At 67.0% G+C, this 13,605-nt stretch carries 16 protein-coding genes and 1 pseudogene; 11 read left to right on the forward strand and 6 right to left on the reverse strand.

Annotated elements, in window-relative coordinates; translation table 11 throughout:
- Nucleotides 1–100 (forward strand): annotated as a pseudogene (locus NFE57_RS14590) (IS481 family transposase); the annotation flags it as partial.
- Nucleotides 101–146: 46 nt separating this feature from the next.
- Here the strand turns inward: NFE57_RS14590 and ruvC are convergent.
- From ruvC to NFE57_RS14610, 4 genes are all read right to left on the reverse strand, one after another.
- The gene (ruvC, locus tag NFE57_RS14595; RefSeq protein WP_252136327.1) at nucleotides 147–635 is read right to left on the reverse strand and encodes a crossover junction endodeoxyribonuclease RuvC; all 489 of its coding nucleotides are present in this window, start codon (nucleotides 633–635) and stop codon (nucleotides 147–149) included.
- 94 nt (nucleotides 636–729) lie between these two features.
- The gene (locus tag NFE57_RS14600) at nucleotides 730–1,470 is read right to left on the reverse strand and encodes a YebC/PmpR family DNA-binding transcriptional regulator (protein WP_252136328.1); all 741 of its coding nucleotides are present in this window, start codon (nucleotides 1,468–1,470) and stop codon (nucleotides 730–732) included.
- 129 nt (nucleotides 1,471–1,599) lie between these two features.
- Nucleotides 1,600–1,842 carry a DUF2312 domain-containing protein gene (locus NFE57_RS14605; protein ID WP_353653938.1) on the reverse strand — a complete coding sequence of 81 codons (243 nt, stop codon included), beginning with the start codon at nucleotides 1,840–1,842 and terminating at the stop codon, nucleotides 1,600–1,602.
- Nucleotides 1,843–1,984: 142 nt separating this feature from the next.
- Entirely contained in the window at nucleotides 1,985–2,368 is a 384-nt protein-coding gene (locus tag NFE57_RS14610; protein ID WP_252136330.1) for a DUF1244 domain-containing protein, read from the reverse strand.
- A 152-nt stretch (nucleotides 2,369–2,520) separates the two neighbouring features.
- On the opposite strand from NFE57_RS14610, the gene pyk reads away from it, so the two are divergent.
- Nucleotides 2,521–3,990, forward strand: a complete 1,470-nt coding sequence (pyk, locus tag NFE57_RS14615) for a pyruvate kinase (protein WP_252136331.1) — start codon at nucleotides 2,521–2,523, stop codon at nucleotides 3,988–3,990.
- A gap of 20 nt (nucleotides 3,991–4,010) precedes the next feature.
- Here pyk and NFE57_RS14620 read toward each other — a convergent pair whose 3' ends face one another.
- Nucleotides 4,011–4,631 (reverse strand): HAD family hydrolase, encoded by a 621-nt coding sequence (locus tag NFE57_RS14620; protein WP_252136332.1) that lies wholly within the window; start codon nucleotides 4,629–4,631, stop codon nucleotides 4,011–4,013.
- Between the two features lie 18 nt (nucleotides 4,632–4,649).
- Entirely contained in the window at nucleotides 4,650–4,775 is a 126-nt protein-coding gene (gene ykgO / locus NFE57_RS14625) for a type B 50S ribosomal protein L36 (protein WP_003046794.1), read from the reverse strand.
- 195 nt (nucleotides 4,776–4,970) lie between these two features.
- Here ykgO and NFE57_RS14630 point away from each other — a divergent pair, with 195 nt between their 5' ends.
- The 9 genes from NFE57_RS14630 to pheT all read left to right on the forward strand — a co-directional run bounded on the left by NFE57_RS14630 (nucleotide 4,971) and on the right by pheT (nucleotide 13,602).
- Nucleotides 4,971–5,573: a DUF4136 domain-containing protein gene (locus NFE57_RS14630; RefSeq protein WP_252136333.1), complete on the forward strand. Its 603-nt coding sequence runs from the start codon at nucleotides 4,971–4,973 to the stop codon at nucleotides 5,571–5,573.
- On the forward strand, nucleotides 5,570–6,682 hold the full coding sequence (locus NFE57_RS14635) for a M14 family metallopeptidase (RefSeq protein WP_252136334.1): 1,113 nt from the start codon (nucleotides 5,570–5,572) through the stop codon (nucleotides 6,680–6,682). The genes NFE57_RS14630 and NFE57_RS14635 overlap by 4 nt, the downstream gene beginning before the upstream one ends.
- Nucleotides 6,683–6,788: 106 nt before the next feature.
- A complete protein-coding gene (gpmA, locus tag NFE57_RS14640) occupies nucleotides 6,789–7,475 on the forward strand; it encodes a 2,3-diphosphoglycerate-dependent phosphoglycerate mutase (protein WP_252136335.1) in 687 nt (228 codons plus the stop codon).
- A 94-nt stretch (nucleotides 7,476–7,569) separates the two neighbouring features.
- Nucleotides 7,570–8,055 (forward strand): 5-(carboxyamino)imidazole ribonucleotide mutase, encoded by a 486-nt coding sequence (purE, locus tag NFE57_RS14645; RefSeq protein ID WP_252136336.1) that lies wholly within the window; start codon nucleotides 7,570–7,572, stop codon nucleotides 8,053–8,055.
- Nucleotides 8,052–9,116, forward strand: coding sequence for a 5-(carboxyamino)imidazole ribonucleotide synthase (locus NFE57_RS14650; RefSeq protein WP_252136337.1), 1,065 nt, complete (start codon nucleotides 8,052–8,054; stop codon nucleotides 9,114–9,116). Before purE ends, NFE57_RS14650 begins: the two co-directional genes overlap by 4 nt.
- A gap of 255 nt (nucleotides 9,117–9,371) precedes the next feature.
- Complete coding sequence (rpmI, locus tag NFE57_RS14655; protein ID WP_058755056.1) at nucleotides 9,372–9,575, forward strand: 50S ribosomal protein L35; 204 nt, start codon at nucleotides 9,372–9,374, stop codon at nucleotides 9,573–9,575.
- A 13-nt stretch (nucleotides 9,576–9,588) separates the two neighbouring features.
- Entirely contained in the window at nucleotides 9,589–9,954 is a 366-nt protein-coding gene (gene rplT, locus NFE57_RS14660) for a 50S ribosomal protein L20 (protein WP_252136338.1), read from the forward strand.
- 202 nt (nucleotides 9,955–10,156) lie between these two features.
- Nucleotides 10,157–11,233, forward strand: a complete 1,077-nt coding sequence (pheS, locus tag NFE57_RS14665) for a phenylalanine--tRNA ligase subunit alpha (protein ID WP_252136339.1) — start codon at nucleotides 10,157–10,159, stop codon at nucleotides 11,231–11,233.
- The gene (gene pheT / locus NFE57_RS14670; protein WP_252136340.1) at nucleotides 11,230–13,602 is read left to right on the forward strand and encodes a phenylalanine--tRNA ligase subunit beta; all 2,373 of its coding nucleotides are present in this window, start codon (nucleotides 11,230–11,232) and stop codon (nucleotides 13,600–13,602) included. Before pheS ends, pheT begins: the two co-directional genes overlap by 4 nt.
- Nucleotides 13,603–13,605 lie beyond the last annotated feature (3 nt).

Below are 13,605 nucleotides of genomic sequence, written 5' to 3' on the forward strand. Positions count from 1 at the left end.
CAACTTTGCGCGCCGGCTCAAGACGCTCAGCGGCCTCACACCCTACGAATATATCGTCAAAACCTGGACGTCAGAACCAGAGCGCTTCATCGTCAATCCAATCCTCCAGATACCGGAACTGAACACCGAAGGCTCCAACTGCTCGTCTATCGCAGCCCCGCGCGGCGGCTGGCCATGTGGTGCGCGTGGCAGATCGCCACCGCGAGCGCGTCGGCGGCGTCGGCGCCGTCGATCTTCACCCCCGGCAGCAACCGCATCACCATCGCGTGGACCTGCGCCTTCTCCGCACCGCCGGTGCCGACCACCGCTTTCTTGACCAGCCGCGCGGCATATTCGCCGACGTCGAGCCCGGCGCGCGCCACCGCGCACAGCACCACACCCCGCGCCTGACCGAGTTTGAGCGTCGATTGCGGGTTGGCGTTGACGAACACTTCCTCGACCGCGGCCGCATCGGGCGCATGATCGACGATGAGCGCGCCAAGCATCGCATCGAGATGCGCGAGCCGCCGGCCAAGCGGTGTGGTGCTATCGGTTTTGAGGCGACCGTTGGCGAGGTGCGAGAGCCGGTTGCCCTCGGCGCGGATCAGCCCCCAGCCGGTGGTGCCGAGCCCCGGATCGAGGCCAAGGATGATCATCGCGGGCCGGGAGGGCGCCGTCGCGCGCGGCGCGCGTACGGCGAGCCCCCGCCGCCGCCGGCAGCACCCCTCCCCGTGCCGGGGAGGTGCGTCATCAGCCGAGTTTCTCCATCACCGCGTCGGAGATCTCGTAATTGCCCCAGACCGTCTGGACGTCGTCATCGTCGTCGAGCACGTCGAGCAGCTTGAGCAGCGTCGCGGCATCGCCCTCGTCGAGGTCGATCGTGGTTTGCGGGCGCCACGCCAGCTTGGCGCTTTCGGGTTCGCCGAGCACCGGTTCGAGCGCGCGGGCGACCTCGTGCAACGTGTCCTGCGCGGTCCAGATCTCGTGCTCGTCCTCCGACGCCACATCCTCCGCCCCCGCTTCGAGCGCGGCTTCGAATACCGTATCGGCATCGCCCGCGGCGGCCGGATAGGTGATCAGCCCCATTCGATCGAAGCCATGGCTGACCGAGCCCGACGCGCCGAGATTGCCGCCGTTCTTCGAGACCGCGGTGCGCACGTTGGTGACGGTGCGGTTGCGGTTGTCGGTGAGCGTTTCGATAATCAGCGAGACGCCGCCGGGGCCGAAGCCTTCGTAGCGGATTTCCTCGTAATTCTCGGCATCGGCGCGGCTCGCCTTGTCGATCGCGCGCTGGATATTGTCCTTGGGCACCGACTGCGCCTTGGCGGCATTGACCGCCGCGCGCAGGCGCGGGTTCATGTCCGGATCGGGGGTGCCCATCTTCGCCGCGACGGTGATTTCGCGGCTGAGCTTGGAAAAGAGCGCCGAGCGCTTCTTATCCTGCGCACCCTTGCGGTACATGATGTTCTTGAATTTGGAATGACCTGCCATCGATGTCTTTTCAACTAAAGTGGTTGATCCGACCGCAGCACCCCTGCCTCAATCTTGGGCTGGGCTCAGGCCGCGGCTACCGCGCGAGGATATCGACGAAGGCGCGATTCAACAACATCCTCCGCCCGATTACAGCATCCCCAGCGCGTGCATATAGGTTTCGAGGATCGCTTCTTCCTCCTGATATTCTTCTTTCTTCTTCTTGCGGATCGCCATGATCTTCTTGATCGCCTTGGCGTCGTAGCCGCGGCTTTTCGCTTCGGCCATCACGTCCTTGATGTCGTCGCTGATGCCCTTCTTTTCCTCTTCGAGCCGCTCGGCGCGCTCGATCAGCAGCCGCAGTTCGTCAGCGGCGACGCGGCCGCCCCCCATTCCTTCGTTACGCTCGTCGGTCATGAATCCTCCGCACGGTGCCGCGACGGCCCGTTGATCAAAACAATGGCAAAATGGGCCCCCGCAACGAGGGCAGAGCGGCGCGTCTAAGCCGCGCGCCCGATTCCCGCAACAGGGCCGATCAGCCGCCGGGCCGGGTCTGCGACGGCGGGTCGCTGGCCGGGAAGCTTTCGTCGAGCGCCTCATCAAGATCGGCATCGGCGCGGTTTTTGGCGACGCTTGCCGCCATCCGCGCGAGTTGTTCGGCCGTCGCCGGTTTCTGGTGCGCGCCCTTCCACTGCGCATAGGGCATGCCGTAGATCGCGGCGCGCGCCTGATCCGAATCGAGCGGCCGATCGGTCATCTCGCTGGCCTCGCGCACCCAATCGGCGAGGCAATTGCGGCAGAAGCCCGCCAGCCCCATCAGATCCACATTTTGCGCATCGGAGCGCAGGCGCAAATGCTCGACCAGCCGCCGAAACGCTGCTGCCGCCACCGCATCATCGATTTCCTCGAGGATCGCCATGTTCTGCCCTCCAATGGTTGCCTGCCTTGAGATAGGGACGACGGCGCAGACCGCAAACCGACCGCCGCTTCGGCGGCGCCGCACGCGGCACCAGCCATTGCCGTTTGCGGGCCCTCGTCCTAGAGCAACTGCGGACAACCGCAGGAATGTACATGACCAAGGCCGCCAGCCCTCGAACGCGCAAGGTGCGCGTACTCGCCACGCTCGGGCCCGTCAGCAATTCCCCGGAAATGATCGAGAAGCTGTTCCTTGCGGGCGCCGATGCGTTTCGCATCAACATGAGCCACGGCGACCAGCAATCGAAGATCGCGGTGATCGAGGCGATCCGCGGGCTCGAAAAGAAGATCGGGCGGCCGAGCACGATCCTTGCCGACCTTCAGGGCCCCAAGCTGCGCGTCGGCCGGTTCGCCGACGGCAGCGCGATGCTCGAGACCGGCGCGACCTTCGTGCTCGACCGCGATACCGCACCGGGCGACGCGACGCGCGTCGAATTGCCGCATCGCGAGATTTTCGAGGCGATCCGGCCCGGCGCGCGCCTGCTGCTCGACGACGGCAAGATGGTGCTGCGCGTGACCGAGCATGACGACGCGCGGATCGTTACCCGCGTCGAGGTCGGCGGCACGCTGTCGAACAACAAGGGCCTCAACGTGCCCGACGTCGTCGTGCCGATGGCGGCGCTGACCGAAAAGGACCGCAGCGACCTGGCGTTTGCGATCGATCAGGGGGTCGACTGGATCGCGCTCTCGTTCGTCCAGCGGCCCGAGGATCTCGCCGAGGCGCGGCGGCTGATCCAGGGCAAGGCCTCGCTGCTCGCCAAGATCGAGAAACCCGCTGCGATCGACCGGCTCGAGGAAATCGTCGAGATGTGCGACGGCGTGATGGTCGCGCGCGGCGATCTGGGCGTCGAACTGCCGCCCGAGCGCGTGCCGCCCTTGCAGAAGCGGATCGTCGAGGTCGCGCGGCGGATGGGCCGCCCCGTCATCGTCGCGACGCAGATGCTCGAATCGATGATCACCGCGCCCTCGCCGACGCGTGCCGAAGTCTCCGACGTCGCGACCGCGGTCTATGACGGGGCGGACGCGATCATGCTCTCGGCCGAAAGCGCGGCGGGCGCCTGGCCGGTCGAATCGGTGACGATGATGGATTCGATCGCCGATGCGGTCGAACGCGATCCGATGCATGGCGACCGCGTCCATTTCACCGTGCTCAAGCCCGATCCCACCACCGCCGACGCGCTGTCGGAGGCCGCCAAGAACATCGCCGGCACGATTTCGGCTGCGGCGATCATCTGCTTCACCAGCTCGGGCTCGACCGCGCGGCGCGTGGCGCGCGAGCGCCCGTCGGTGCCGATCCTGATGCTGACCCCGCGGATGGAGACCGCGCGGCGCGCCGGAATCCTGTGGGGCACCTCGGCGGTGCACACGCGCGACGTCAATTCGTTCGAGGATATGGTCGCCAAGGCCAAGCGCATGGCGCTGCGCCACCACATGGCCGAGGCGGGCGATCGCGTGATCATCATCGCCGGCGTGCCTTTCAAGACGCCGGGATCGACCAACGTGATCCATGTCGTGCGGATCATCGGCGACGAATTGAAGAAGCACGAGGGCAACGGCGAGGGCTGACCCGCTCGTTCCCTCAAAGGCTAGCCTGCCAGCAAGCCAAGGCGCTTCAGATCGCGCCGCAGCGCGGGCGCGCCGGTGAAATGGAGCGCGATCAGCCCGGCATCGGCCGCGCCGGCGACATTGGCCGGGCTATCGTCGATGAACACCGATTCGCCCGGCACGATACCGAAGCGACGAATCGCGCGCGCGTAGATCGCCGGATCGGGCTTCACCAATCGCTCGTCGCCCGAGACCACAATGTCGCGGAAACGATCGAACACCGCGGCCTCGCGCACGCGGAACGGCGGCCAGAACTCGCCCGAGAAATTGGTGATGGCGTAGAGCGGCACGCCCGCTGCATCGAGCTCGGTGACCAGATCGGGCATGCCGGCGATCGGGCCGGGGATGGTTTCGCCGAAGCGCGGGCCCCAGGCGGCGATCAACGATTCGTGCTCGGGAAAACGCGCGATCAGCTCGGCCGAAGTCTCGGCGAAAGGGCGGCCCGCGTCGTGCTGAAAATGCCAGTCGTGCGTGACGACATCGCGCAGGAACGCATCGAGCGCCCGATCATCGCGGATCAGGCGCTCGTATAGGAACCGGGGGTCCCAATCGTACAGAACCTTCCCGACGTCGAAAACGACATTCTTGATGGAAGGCGGCACCGGCCCAGCAAAAAGGCTTTAGCCCTGGCGGGCCTTGAAGCGGCGGTTGGTCTTGTTGATGACGTAGGTACGGCCGCGACGACGGATCACGCGGTTATCGCGATGGCGATCCTTGAGCGACTTTAGGGAATTGCGGATCTTCATGATCGATTCGCTTCTGCAAAAATGAGGATGTTTGAAAACGAGGCGCTCGCCTATCGCCGGGGCCGGTTCAAGTCAAGGCGCGCGCCGGATAATGCGCCCTGTCGTTACGGGTTGGAACCGAATACCACGTCAACAGTCTGTATAGTGCAATCGCGCGCCCGGATGGCCGGGCGGTGCGACGAAAGGCGAAAAACAATGCGTACAAGCGTGACGATCATGGCCCTCGCGCTGGCGGGAATCCTCGCCGGGTGCGCCAGCGGGCCGGCACCGGTCGACGTGACGCGGTTCCACCTCGGGCGCGCCGATGCGCCGCTCGACCGCGGCACCATCATCGTCGAGCCGTTCGCGCCCGCCGGCCCCGCGAGCCTTGAATACAAGACCTATGCCGCCGCCGTGCAGACCGAATTGATGCGTAGCGGCTATACCGTGCCGCCGCCGGGCGACGAGGCGGCCTATGTCGCGACGGTCAATTTCATGCGCGCCTCGCGCGGGACGATCGAACGCCGGTCACCTTTCTCGATCGGGCTGGGCGGGGCCTCGTTCGGCCGCAACGTCGGCGTCGGTGCCGGGCTGAGCGTGCCGATCGGCAAGCGACGGACGCGCGAATTGATCGTCTCCGAACTGTCGGTGCAGATCAAACGCCGCGCCGATTCGACCGTGGTCTGGGAAGGCCGCGCGCAGAGCCAGGCGGTGAGCGACGCCCCTGATGCCACCGCCAGCGCGGCAGCCGCGCGGATGGCCCGCGCTCTGTTCAAGGACTTTCCCGGATTGTCGGGGGTGACTATCGAGGTGAAATGACCATCCAGATCACAAGCGCCTTCGATGGCGGCAATATCCGCGTCCTGTCGATCAAGAACGGCATCGCCGACCTTGAGATCGCGCACGACCGTCAGTCCGATTTCTACCAATGGTTCCATTTCCGCGTCGCGGGCGGGGAGGCGGCGACCTTTCGCATCACCAATGCGGGCGGATCGGCCTATCCCGACGGTTGGCCGGGCTATAAGGTGCGCGCGAGCACCGATCGGACGACCTGGCGGCAGATCGAGACGCACTACGACAACGGCGTGCTCGAATGGCGCTGGCCGGGCGGCGCGGCGCTGGTCTGGTTCGCCTATTTCGCGCCCTATACGCTCGAACGCCACAACCAGTTGATCGCCGATTATGCCGCGCGCGCCGGCTTCGTGCATCGCGAATTGGGGACGAGCCTCGACGGGCGATCGATCGATTATCTCACCACCGGCAGCGGCCCCAAACGGGTGTGGCTCTATGCGCGCCAGCACCCCGGCGAGAGCATGGCCGAATGGTGGATGGAAGGCGCGCTCGAGCGCCTCGCCGACACCGACGACGCGGCGACCAAGGCACTGCTCGCCACATACACCTTCCACCTCGTGCCCAACATGAACCCCGACGGTTCGTATCGCGGGCATTTGCGCACCAATGCCGCGGGCATCAACCTCAATCGCGAATGGCACGCGCCCTCGGCGGAGAAGAGCCCCGAAGTGCTCGCGGTGCGCAACGCGATGGACGAGACCGGGGTCGATGTTGCGATCGACGTGCATGGCGACGAGGCGATCCCGGCCAATTTTGTCGCGGGCTTCGAGGGCATTCCGTCGTGGAGCGACGCGCAGGGCGCCAAATTCTATCGCTTCGCCGACGCGCTGGCCGCGCACACGCCCGACTTCCAGACCGCGATCGGCTATCCCAAATCGCCACCGGGCAAGGCCAATCTGTCGATGTCGACCAATCAGGTCGCCGAGCGATTCGGCGCGGTCGCGATGACGCTCGAAATGCCGTTCAAGGACCATGACGCCAATGCCGACCCCGCATTCGGCTGGTCGGCCGAACGATCGAAGCGACTCGCGCACGCGTGCCTTGAAACGCTGGCACAGCAGATCGGCACCTTGTGATGGCGCTGAGCGCGCGGCACGGCGGTGGGCTGCGTGGACGACAACGCCTTTGGCAGCTATCTGGCGCGCGCACACCACGCATCATGACGCTCGACCGGGAGACTTCATGCCTACACTCGTTCTGATCCGCCACGGCCAGTCCACCTGGAATCTCGAGAATCGCTTCACCGGCTGGTGGGATGTCGACCTGACCGACAAGGGCGTCGCCGAGGCCGAGGCCGCCGGCGAGATGCTCAGCCAGAAGGGGTTCGATTTCGACCTGACGTTCACCAGCGTGCAGACGCGCGCGATCCGCACGCTCAACATCGCGCTCGAGAAGATGGGGCGGCTGTGGCTGCCGACCGAGAAGGACTGGCGGCTGAACGAGCGGCATTATGGCGGGCTGACCGGGCTCAACAAGGCCGAGACCGCAGCGAAGCATGGCGACGAGCAGGTGCATATCTGGCGCCGCAGCTTCGATACGCCGCCGCCGCCGCTGGAGGCTGGCGGCGCCTACGACCTGTCGCAGGACCGCCGCTATGCCGGGATCGCCATCCCCGCGACCGAGAGCCTGAAGGATACGATCGCGCGCGTGCTGCCTTATTGGGAGACGCGCATCGTGCCCGAACTCAAGGCGGGCAAGCGCGTGCTGATCTCTGCCCATGGCAATTCGCTGCGCGCGCTGGTCAAGCATCTGTCGGGGATCGCCGACGATGCGATCACCGGGCTCGAAATCCCGACCGGGCAGCCGATCGTCTACGAACTGGATGAAGGACTGAACGCGCGCGAGCGTTATTATCTGAGCGAACGGTAACGACCGCCGCCGCCCTACATGCCTGCAACTGCGCTTGCCCTGCCCGGCGTGCGCCGCTAACCGTCGCGCTTTCCTAACGCAAGCGGGCGAAGCGATGGCGGACGCACCTCTGGTCGGCATCATCATGGGCAGCACCTCCGATTGGGAGACGATGCGCCATGCCGCCGAGATGCTCGAGGCGCTCGGCGTGCCGCACGAGACCAGGGTAGTCTCGGCACACCGCACCCCCGAGCGGCTCTATCACTATGCCAAAAGCGCTGAGGGGCGCGGCCTCAAGGTCGTGATCGCGGGCGCGGGCGGCGCGGCGCATCTCCCGGGCATGGCCGCATCGATGACCGCGCTCCCGGTGCTCGGCGTGCCCGTCCAGTCGAAGGCGCTCGACGGGATGGATAGCCTGCTCTCGATCGTCCAGATGCCCGCCGGCATCCCCGTCGGCACGCTTGCGATCGGCAAGGCCGGCGCGACCAATGCGGCGTTGCTGGCCGCGGCAATCCTCGCGACCGCCGATGACGCGCTGGGCGCGCGGCTCGCGGCGTGGCGCGCGGCGCAGACCGCCGCGGTCGCGGAACGCCCCGAATGACGCCATTGCCGCCGGGCTCGACGATCGGAATTCTCGGCGCGGGGCAGCTCGGGCGGATGATCGCGGTCGCCGCCGCGCAGCTCGGCTATCGCTGCCACATCTTCGCGCCGTCACCGGGGCCGGGATGCGACGTCGCGCGCACCTTCACCGCCGCGGCGTGGGACGATCTGGACGCAGTCGATGCGTTCGCCGCCGCGGTCGATGTCGTCACCTACGAATTCGAGAATGTCGATCTGGACGTGGTCGACCGGCTCGCCGGCAAGGTACCGGTGCGACCGGGCAAAAAATCGCTCGAAATCTCGCGCGACCGGATCAACGAAAAGAATTGCGCGCGCGACCTTGGCGGGCGGACCGCGCCGTTCGCCGCTATCACGACCCGCGCCGAACTCGACGCGGCGATCGCGGCGATCGGCTGCCCGGCGATCCTCAAGACGACGCGTTTCGGCTATGACGGCAAGGGTCAGGCGCGGCTCGCCTCGCCCGCCGATGCCGAGGCGGCCTGGACTGCGATCGGCGGCGGCCCGGCGGTGCTCGAAGGCTTTGTCGCCTTCGATCACGAATTCTCGATCGTGCTCGCGCGCCGCGAGGACGGTGCGTGCGTAAGCTATGCCCCGCCCAAGAACGAGCATGTCGACGGCATCCTGCACCGCTCGACGCTGCCCGCGCCCGCCGAAATTGCGTCGCAATGGACCGAGGCGGCGGCGCTGACGGGGCGGATCGCCGAGGCGCTGGGGCATGTCGGCGTGCTGACCTGCGAGTTCTTCGCGACCGCCGATGGCCCGGTATTCAACGAGATGGCACCGCGCGTCCACAATTCGGGGCATTGGACGATCGAGGGCGCGGTCTGTTCGCAATTCGAGAATCATGTCCGCGCGATCTGCGGCCTCCCGCTCGGCGATACCGCGCTCACCGCGCCGCAGGTCGACATGACCAACCTGATCGGCGAGGATGCCATGCACTGGGCCGACCTGCTCGCCGACCCCGACGCCCACGTCCATCTCTATGGCAAGACGGTGCGTCCGGGGCGCAAGATGGGGCACGTCACGCGGCTGACGCGCTGAGCCGCGCGCTTCTGGTGGGAAGGGCGGCACCGGCCCGCTCCCCCACCCGGCCTCCCACGAGCATATCCTGGATGGAAGGCCGGGTGAGGGAGTAGGCCGGCGCCGCAAACAAACCTTCCGAATCGTTCCCGATACTTGCATCGCCGGGCGCCTTCGGTTAAGCGCCCGCCTTCCCGCGAGATGCAAGGAAGGACTGCCCGGCCGGTATGGGCTGCCGTGGCTGTCCGTGATCGTCGCGCAACCAAGGAGACGAAAATGCCCAAGCTCAAGACCAAGAGTGGCGTCAAAAAGCGCTTCAAGCTGACCGCCACCGGTAAGATCAAGCACGGCGTGGCGGGCAAGCGCCACCGGCTGATCAGCCATAACGCCAAATATATCCGCCAGAACCGCGGCACCACGGTCCTCTCCAAGGCCGACACCGCCACCGTCAAGGCCTGGGCGCCTTACGGCCTGAATTGAGGGGATCTAGACCATGGCACGCGTCAAAAGGGGTGTAACCACCCGCGCCAAGCACAAGCGGATCCTCGAATCGGCGAAGGGCTATTACGGCCGTCGCAAGAACACGATCCGTATCGCCCGTCAGGCCGTCGAAAAGGCCGGCCAATACGCCTATCGCGACCGCAAGGTGAAGAAGCGCAGCTTCCGCGCGCTCTGGATCCAGCGGATCAACGCGGGCGTCCGCGCCGAGGGCCTGACCTATTCGCAGTTCATGCACGGGCTCAAGCTCGCCGGCGTCGAACTCGATCGGAAGGTTCTGGCCGACCTCGCGATGCACGAAGGCGGCGCGTTTAGCGCCATCGTCGCGCAGGCGAAGGCGGCACTGCCCCAGGCCGCCTGAAGCGCGCCTGTAGCGACCAAGATGACAAGGGGCGTCGGTGGCGATCACCGGCGCCCCTTTTCGTTTCGGCGCCGCATGGCTAACGACACACGACGCCCCCAATCCGGCGCACGCCCGAGTCCATACGACGCCCTGCTTTTGCCCGCCCGGTGCACAACGGCCCGTCGACAGACCCGGAGCGACCGGTTTCAATGAGGATCGAATGAGCGAACGCGATCAGATGCAGCGTGACTTGCTGGCCCGGATTGAAAGCGCCGATCTCGACGCGCTCGAGGCGGTGCGCGTCACCGCGCTCGGCAAGCAGGGGAGCATCACCGCGCTGCTCAAGTCGCTGGGCAAGATGAGCCCCGATGAGCGGCAGGCCGAAGGCCCGCGCATCCATGCGCTGCGCGAGGCGGTGACGCAGGCGATCGCGACGCGCAAGGACACGCTCGAACGCGCCGCGCTCGATGCGAGACTCGCCGCCGAAACGCTCGACATGACGCTGCCCGCCGACGCGCCGCTCGCCGGCAGCGTGCATCCGGTGAGCCAGGTGATGGACGAGCTGGCCGAAATCTTCGCCGATCTCGGCTTCGCGGTCGCGACCGGCCCCGAGATCGAGGACGATTGGCACAATTTCACCGCGCTCAATATCCCCGAAAGCCACCCAGCGCGGGCGATGCACGATACTTTCTATTTCCCCGACGGCGACGACGGTGCGCGCAAGATGCTGCTGCGCACGCACACCTCGCCAGTGCAGATCCGGACGATGATGGCGCAAAAGCCGCCGATCCGCATCATCGCGCCTGGGCGCACCTATCGGTCCGATTCGGATGCCACCCACACACCGATGTTCCATCAGGTCGAGGGGCTGGTGATCGACAAGGGGATCACGCTGGGGCACCTCAAATGGACGCTCGAGACCTTCCTCAAGGCGTTCTTCGAGCGCGACGACATCGTGCTTCGGCTGCGGCCGAGCTATTTCCCCTTCACCGAGCCGTCGGCCGAGGTCGATGTCGGTTTCTCGATTCAGAAGGGCAAACGCGTCATCGGCGGCAGTGACGGGTGGATGGAAGTGCTCGGTTCGGGGATGGTGCACCCCAAGGTGATCGCCGCGTGCGGGCTCGATCCGGAGGAATGGCAGGGCTTCGCGTTCGGCTGCGGGATCGACCGGCTGGCGATGCTCAAATACGGGATGGACGATTTGCGCGCGTTTTTCGACGGCGACCTGCGCTGGCTCAAACATTACGGCTTCTCGACGCTCGACGTCCCCACCTTGTCGGGGGGAGTCGGCGCATGAAGTTCACGCTGGGCTGGCTCAAGGAGCATCTCGACACCAATGCCGCGCTCGACGAGATCGTCGAGGCGCTGACCCGCGTCGGGCTCGAGGTCGAGGGTGTCGACAATCCGGGCGAAACGCTGGCCGCGTTCAAGGTCGCCAAGGTGCTGAGCGCGGCACCGCATCCCGATGCCGACAAGCTTCAGGTGTTGTCGATCGATGCCGGAGACGGCCCGCTGCAGGTCGTGTGCGGCGCACCCAATGCGCGCGCGGGGCTGATCGGGGTGTTCGGCCCGCCGGGCGCATACGTGCCGGGCGGCGGGTTCGAACTGAAGGTCGCCGCGATCCGCGGCGTCACCTCGAACGGGATGATGTGTTCGGCGCGCGAACTCGAGATCGGCGAAGGGCATGAGGGCATCATCGAACTGCCTGGGGATGCCCCTGTCGGCACCGCTTACCCCGATTACGCCGGTTTGAACGATCCCGTCATCGACGTGTCGATCACCCCCAACCGGCAGGATTGCATGGGCGTGCGCGGCATCGCGCGCGATCTTGCGGCAGCCGGGCTGGGCACGCTCAGGCCGCTGGCCGAGGTCTATCGGCGCGACACGATCGAACCGGTCGTGGGCGAAGGCCCCGGCCCCGACGTGCGCACCGACGATCCGGCCGGCTGCCCCGCCTTCTACGCGCAGGCGGTGTCGGGCGTGACCAACGGCGCCGCGCCCGCATGGATGGCGCGGCGGCTCAACGCAATCGGGCAGAAACCGATCTCGGTGCTGGTCGACATCACCAATTTCGTGATGATCGATCTCGGGCGGCCGCTCCACGTCTACGACCGCGCGAAGATCAAGGGCGCGCTGGTCGCGCGGGCGGCAACCGCGGGCGAGACCGTGCTCGCGCTCAACGGCAAGACCTATACGCTCGACGCGGGCATGACCGTGATCGCCGACGACGTGCAGGCACACGACATCGGCGGCATCATGGGCGGCGAGGAATCGGGCGTGACCGACAGCACGACCGACGTGCTGATCGAATGCGCCTATTTCGACCCCGATCATGTCGCACGCACCGGGCAGAAGCTGGGATTGACCAGCGATGCGCGGGCACGCTTCGAGCGCGGGGTCGATCCCGCGTTCCTCGACGACGGGCTGGCAATCGCGACAAGACTGGTGCTCGATCATTGCGGCGGCACGGCGAGCGGCATCACGCGCGCGGGCACGCCGCCGACGCGCGCGCGGACGATCGGCTACGATCCGGCGCGCAGCGAGACGCTGGGCGGGCTGGCGATCCCCGCCGATCGCCAGCAGGCGATTCTCGAAAGCCTCGGCTTCACCGTCGACGCCGATTGGGCCGTGACGGTGCCGAGCTGGCGCCGTGACGTCGATGGCCCGGCCGATCTGGTCGAGGAAGTGATCCGCATCGAGGGCATCGACAAGGTGGCGCCGGTGCCACTGGCGCGCGCGCCCGGCGTTGCCCGGCCGACCGCCACGCCCGAGCAGAAGCTCGAACGCCGCGCCCGCCGCGCGGCCGCCGCGCGCGGGCTCGACGAAGCGGTGACGTGGAGCTTCCTCGCCGACAGCGAAGCCGCGCCGTTCGGCGGTGGGGCGTGGACGCTGGCCAATCCGATCAGCGAGGATCTGAAGGTCATGCGGCCGTCGCTGCTGCCGGGCTTGCTTGCCGCGGCCGAACGCAATCTCAAGCGCGGCGCGACGAGCGTGCGGCTGTTCGAGATCGGGCGGCGCTACCTTGCCGATGCCGAGCGGCCGAGCCTGGGCGTGGTGCTCGCCGGGAATCGCCGCGCGCGGCATTGGGCGACCGGCAAGGCGCAAGGCTTCGATGCGTTCGATGCCAAGGCCGAGGCGCTGGCGTTGCTCGCCGCGGCGGGCGCGCCGGTGGACAATCTACAGGTGTTCGGTGACGCGGGCACGGCGTGGCATCCGGGGCAATCGGGAACGCTGCGGCTCGGGCCCAAGGCCGTGCTCGCGGCGTTCGGGATGGTGCATCCCGCGACACTCAAGGCGTTCGATCTCGACGGGCCGGTCGCCGCGGTCGAGCTGTATCTCGATGCGATTCCTGGCAAGCGTTCGACCGGCTTCATGCGCCCGGCCTATGCGCCGCCCGCGTTGCAGGCGGTGACGCGCGACTTCGCGTTCACCGTGCCCGCCGATCTCGCCGCCGACACGCTTGTCCGCGCGATCAGGGGTGCCGACAAACAGGCCATCACCTCGGCGCGGCTGTTCGATCTGTTCGCGCGCGACGACGTCCGCTCGATGGCGGTCGAGGTGACGCTGCAACCCGCCGACAAGAGCTTCACCGACGCCGAGATCAAGGGCATCGCCGACAAGGTGGTGGCGGTAGCGGCCAAGCTCGGCGCGGTGCTGAGGGGGTAAGGA

The organism is Hephaestia sp. MAHUQ-44 (assembly GCF_023806085.1).
In the GTDB taxonomy this organism is placed as follows: Bacteria; Pseudomonadota; Alphaproteobacteria; order Sphingomonadales; family Sphingomonadaceae; genus Sphingomonas.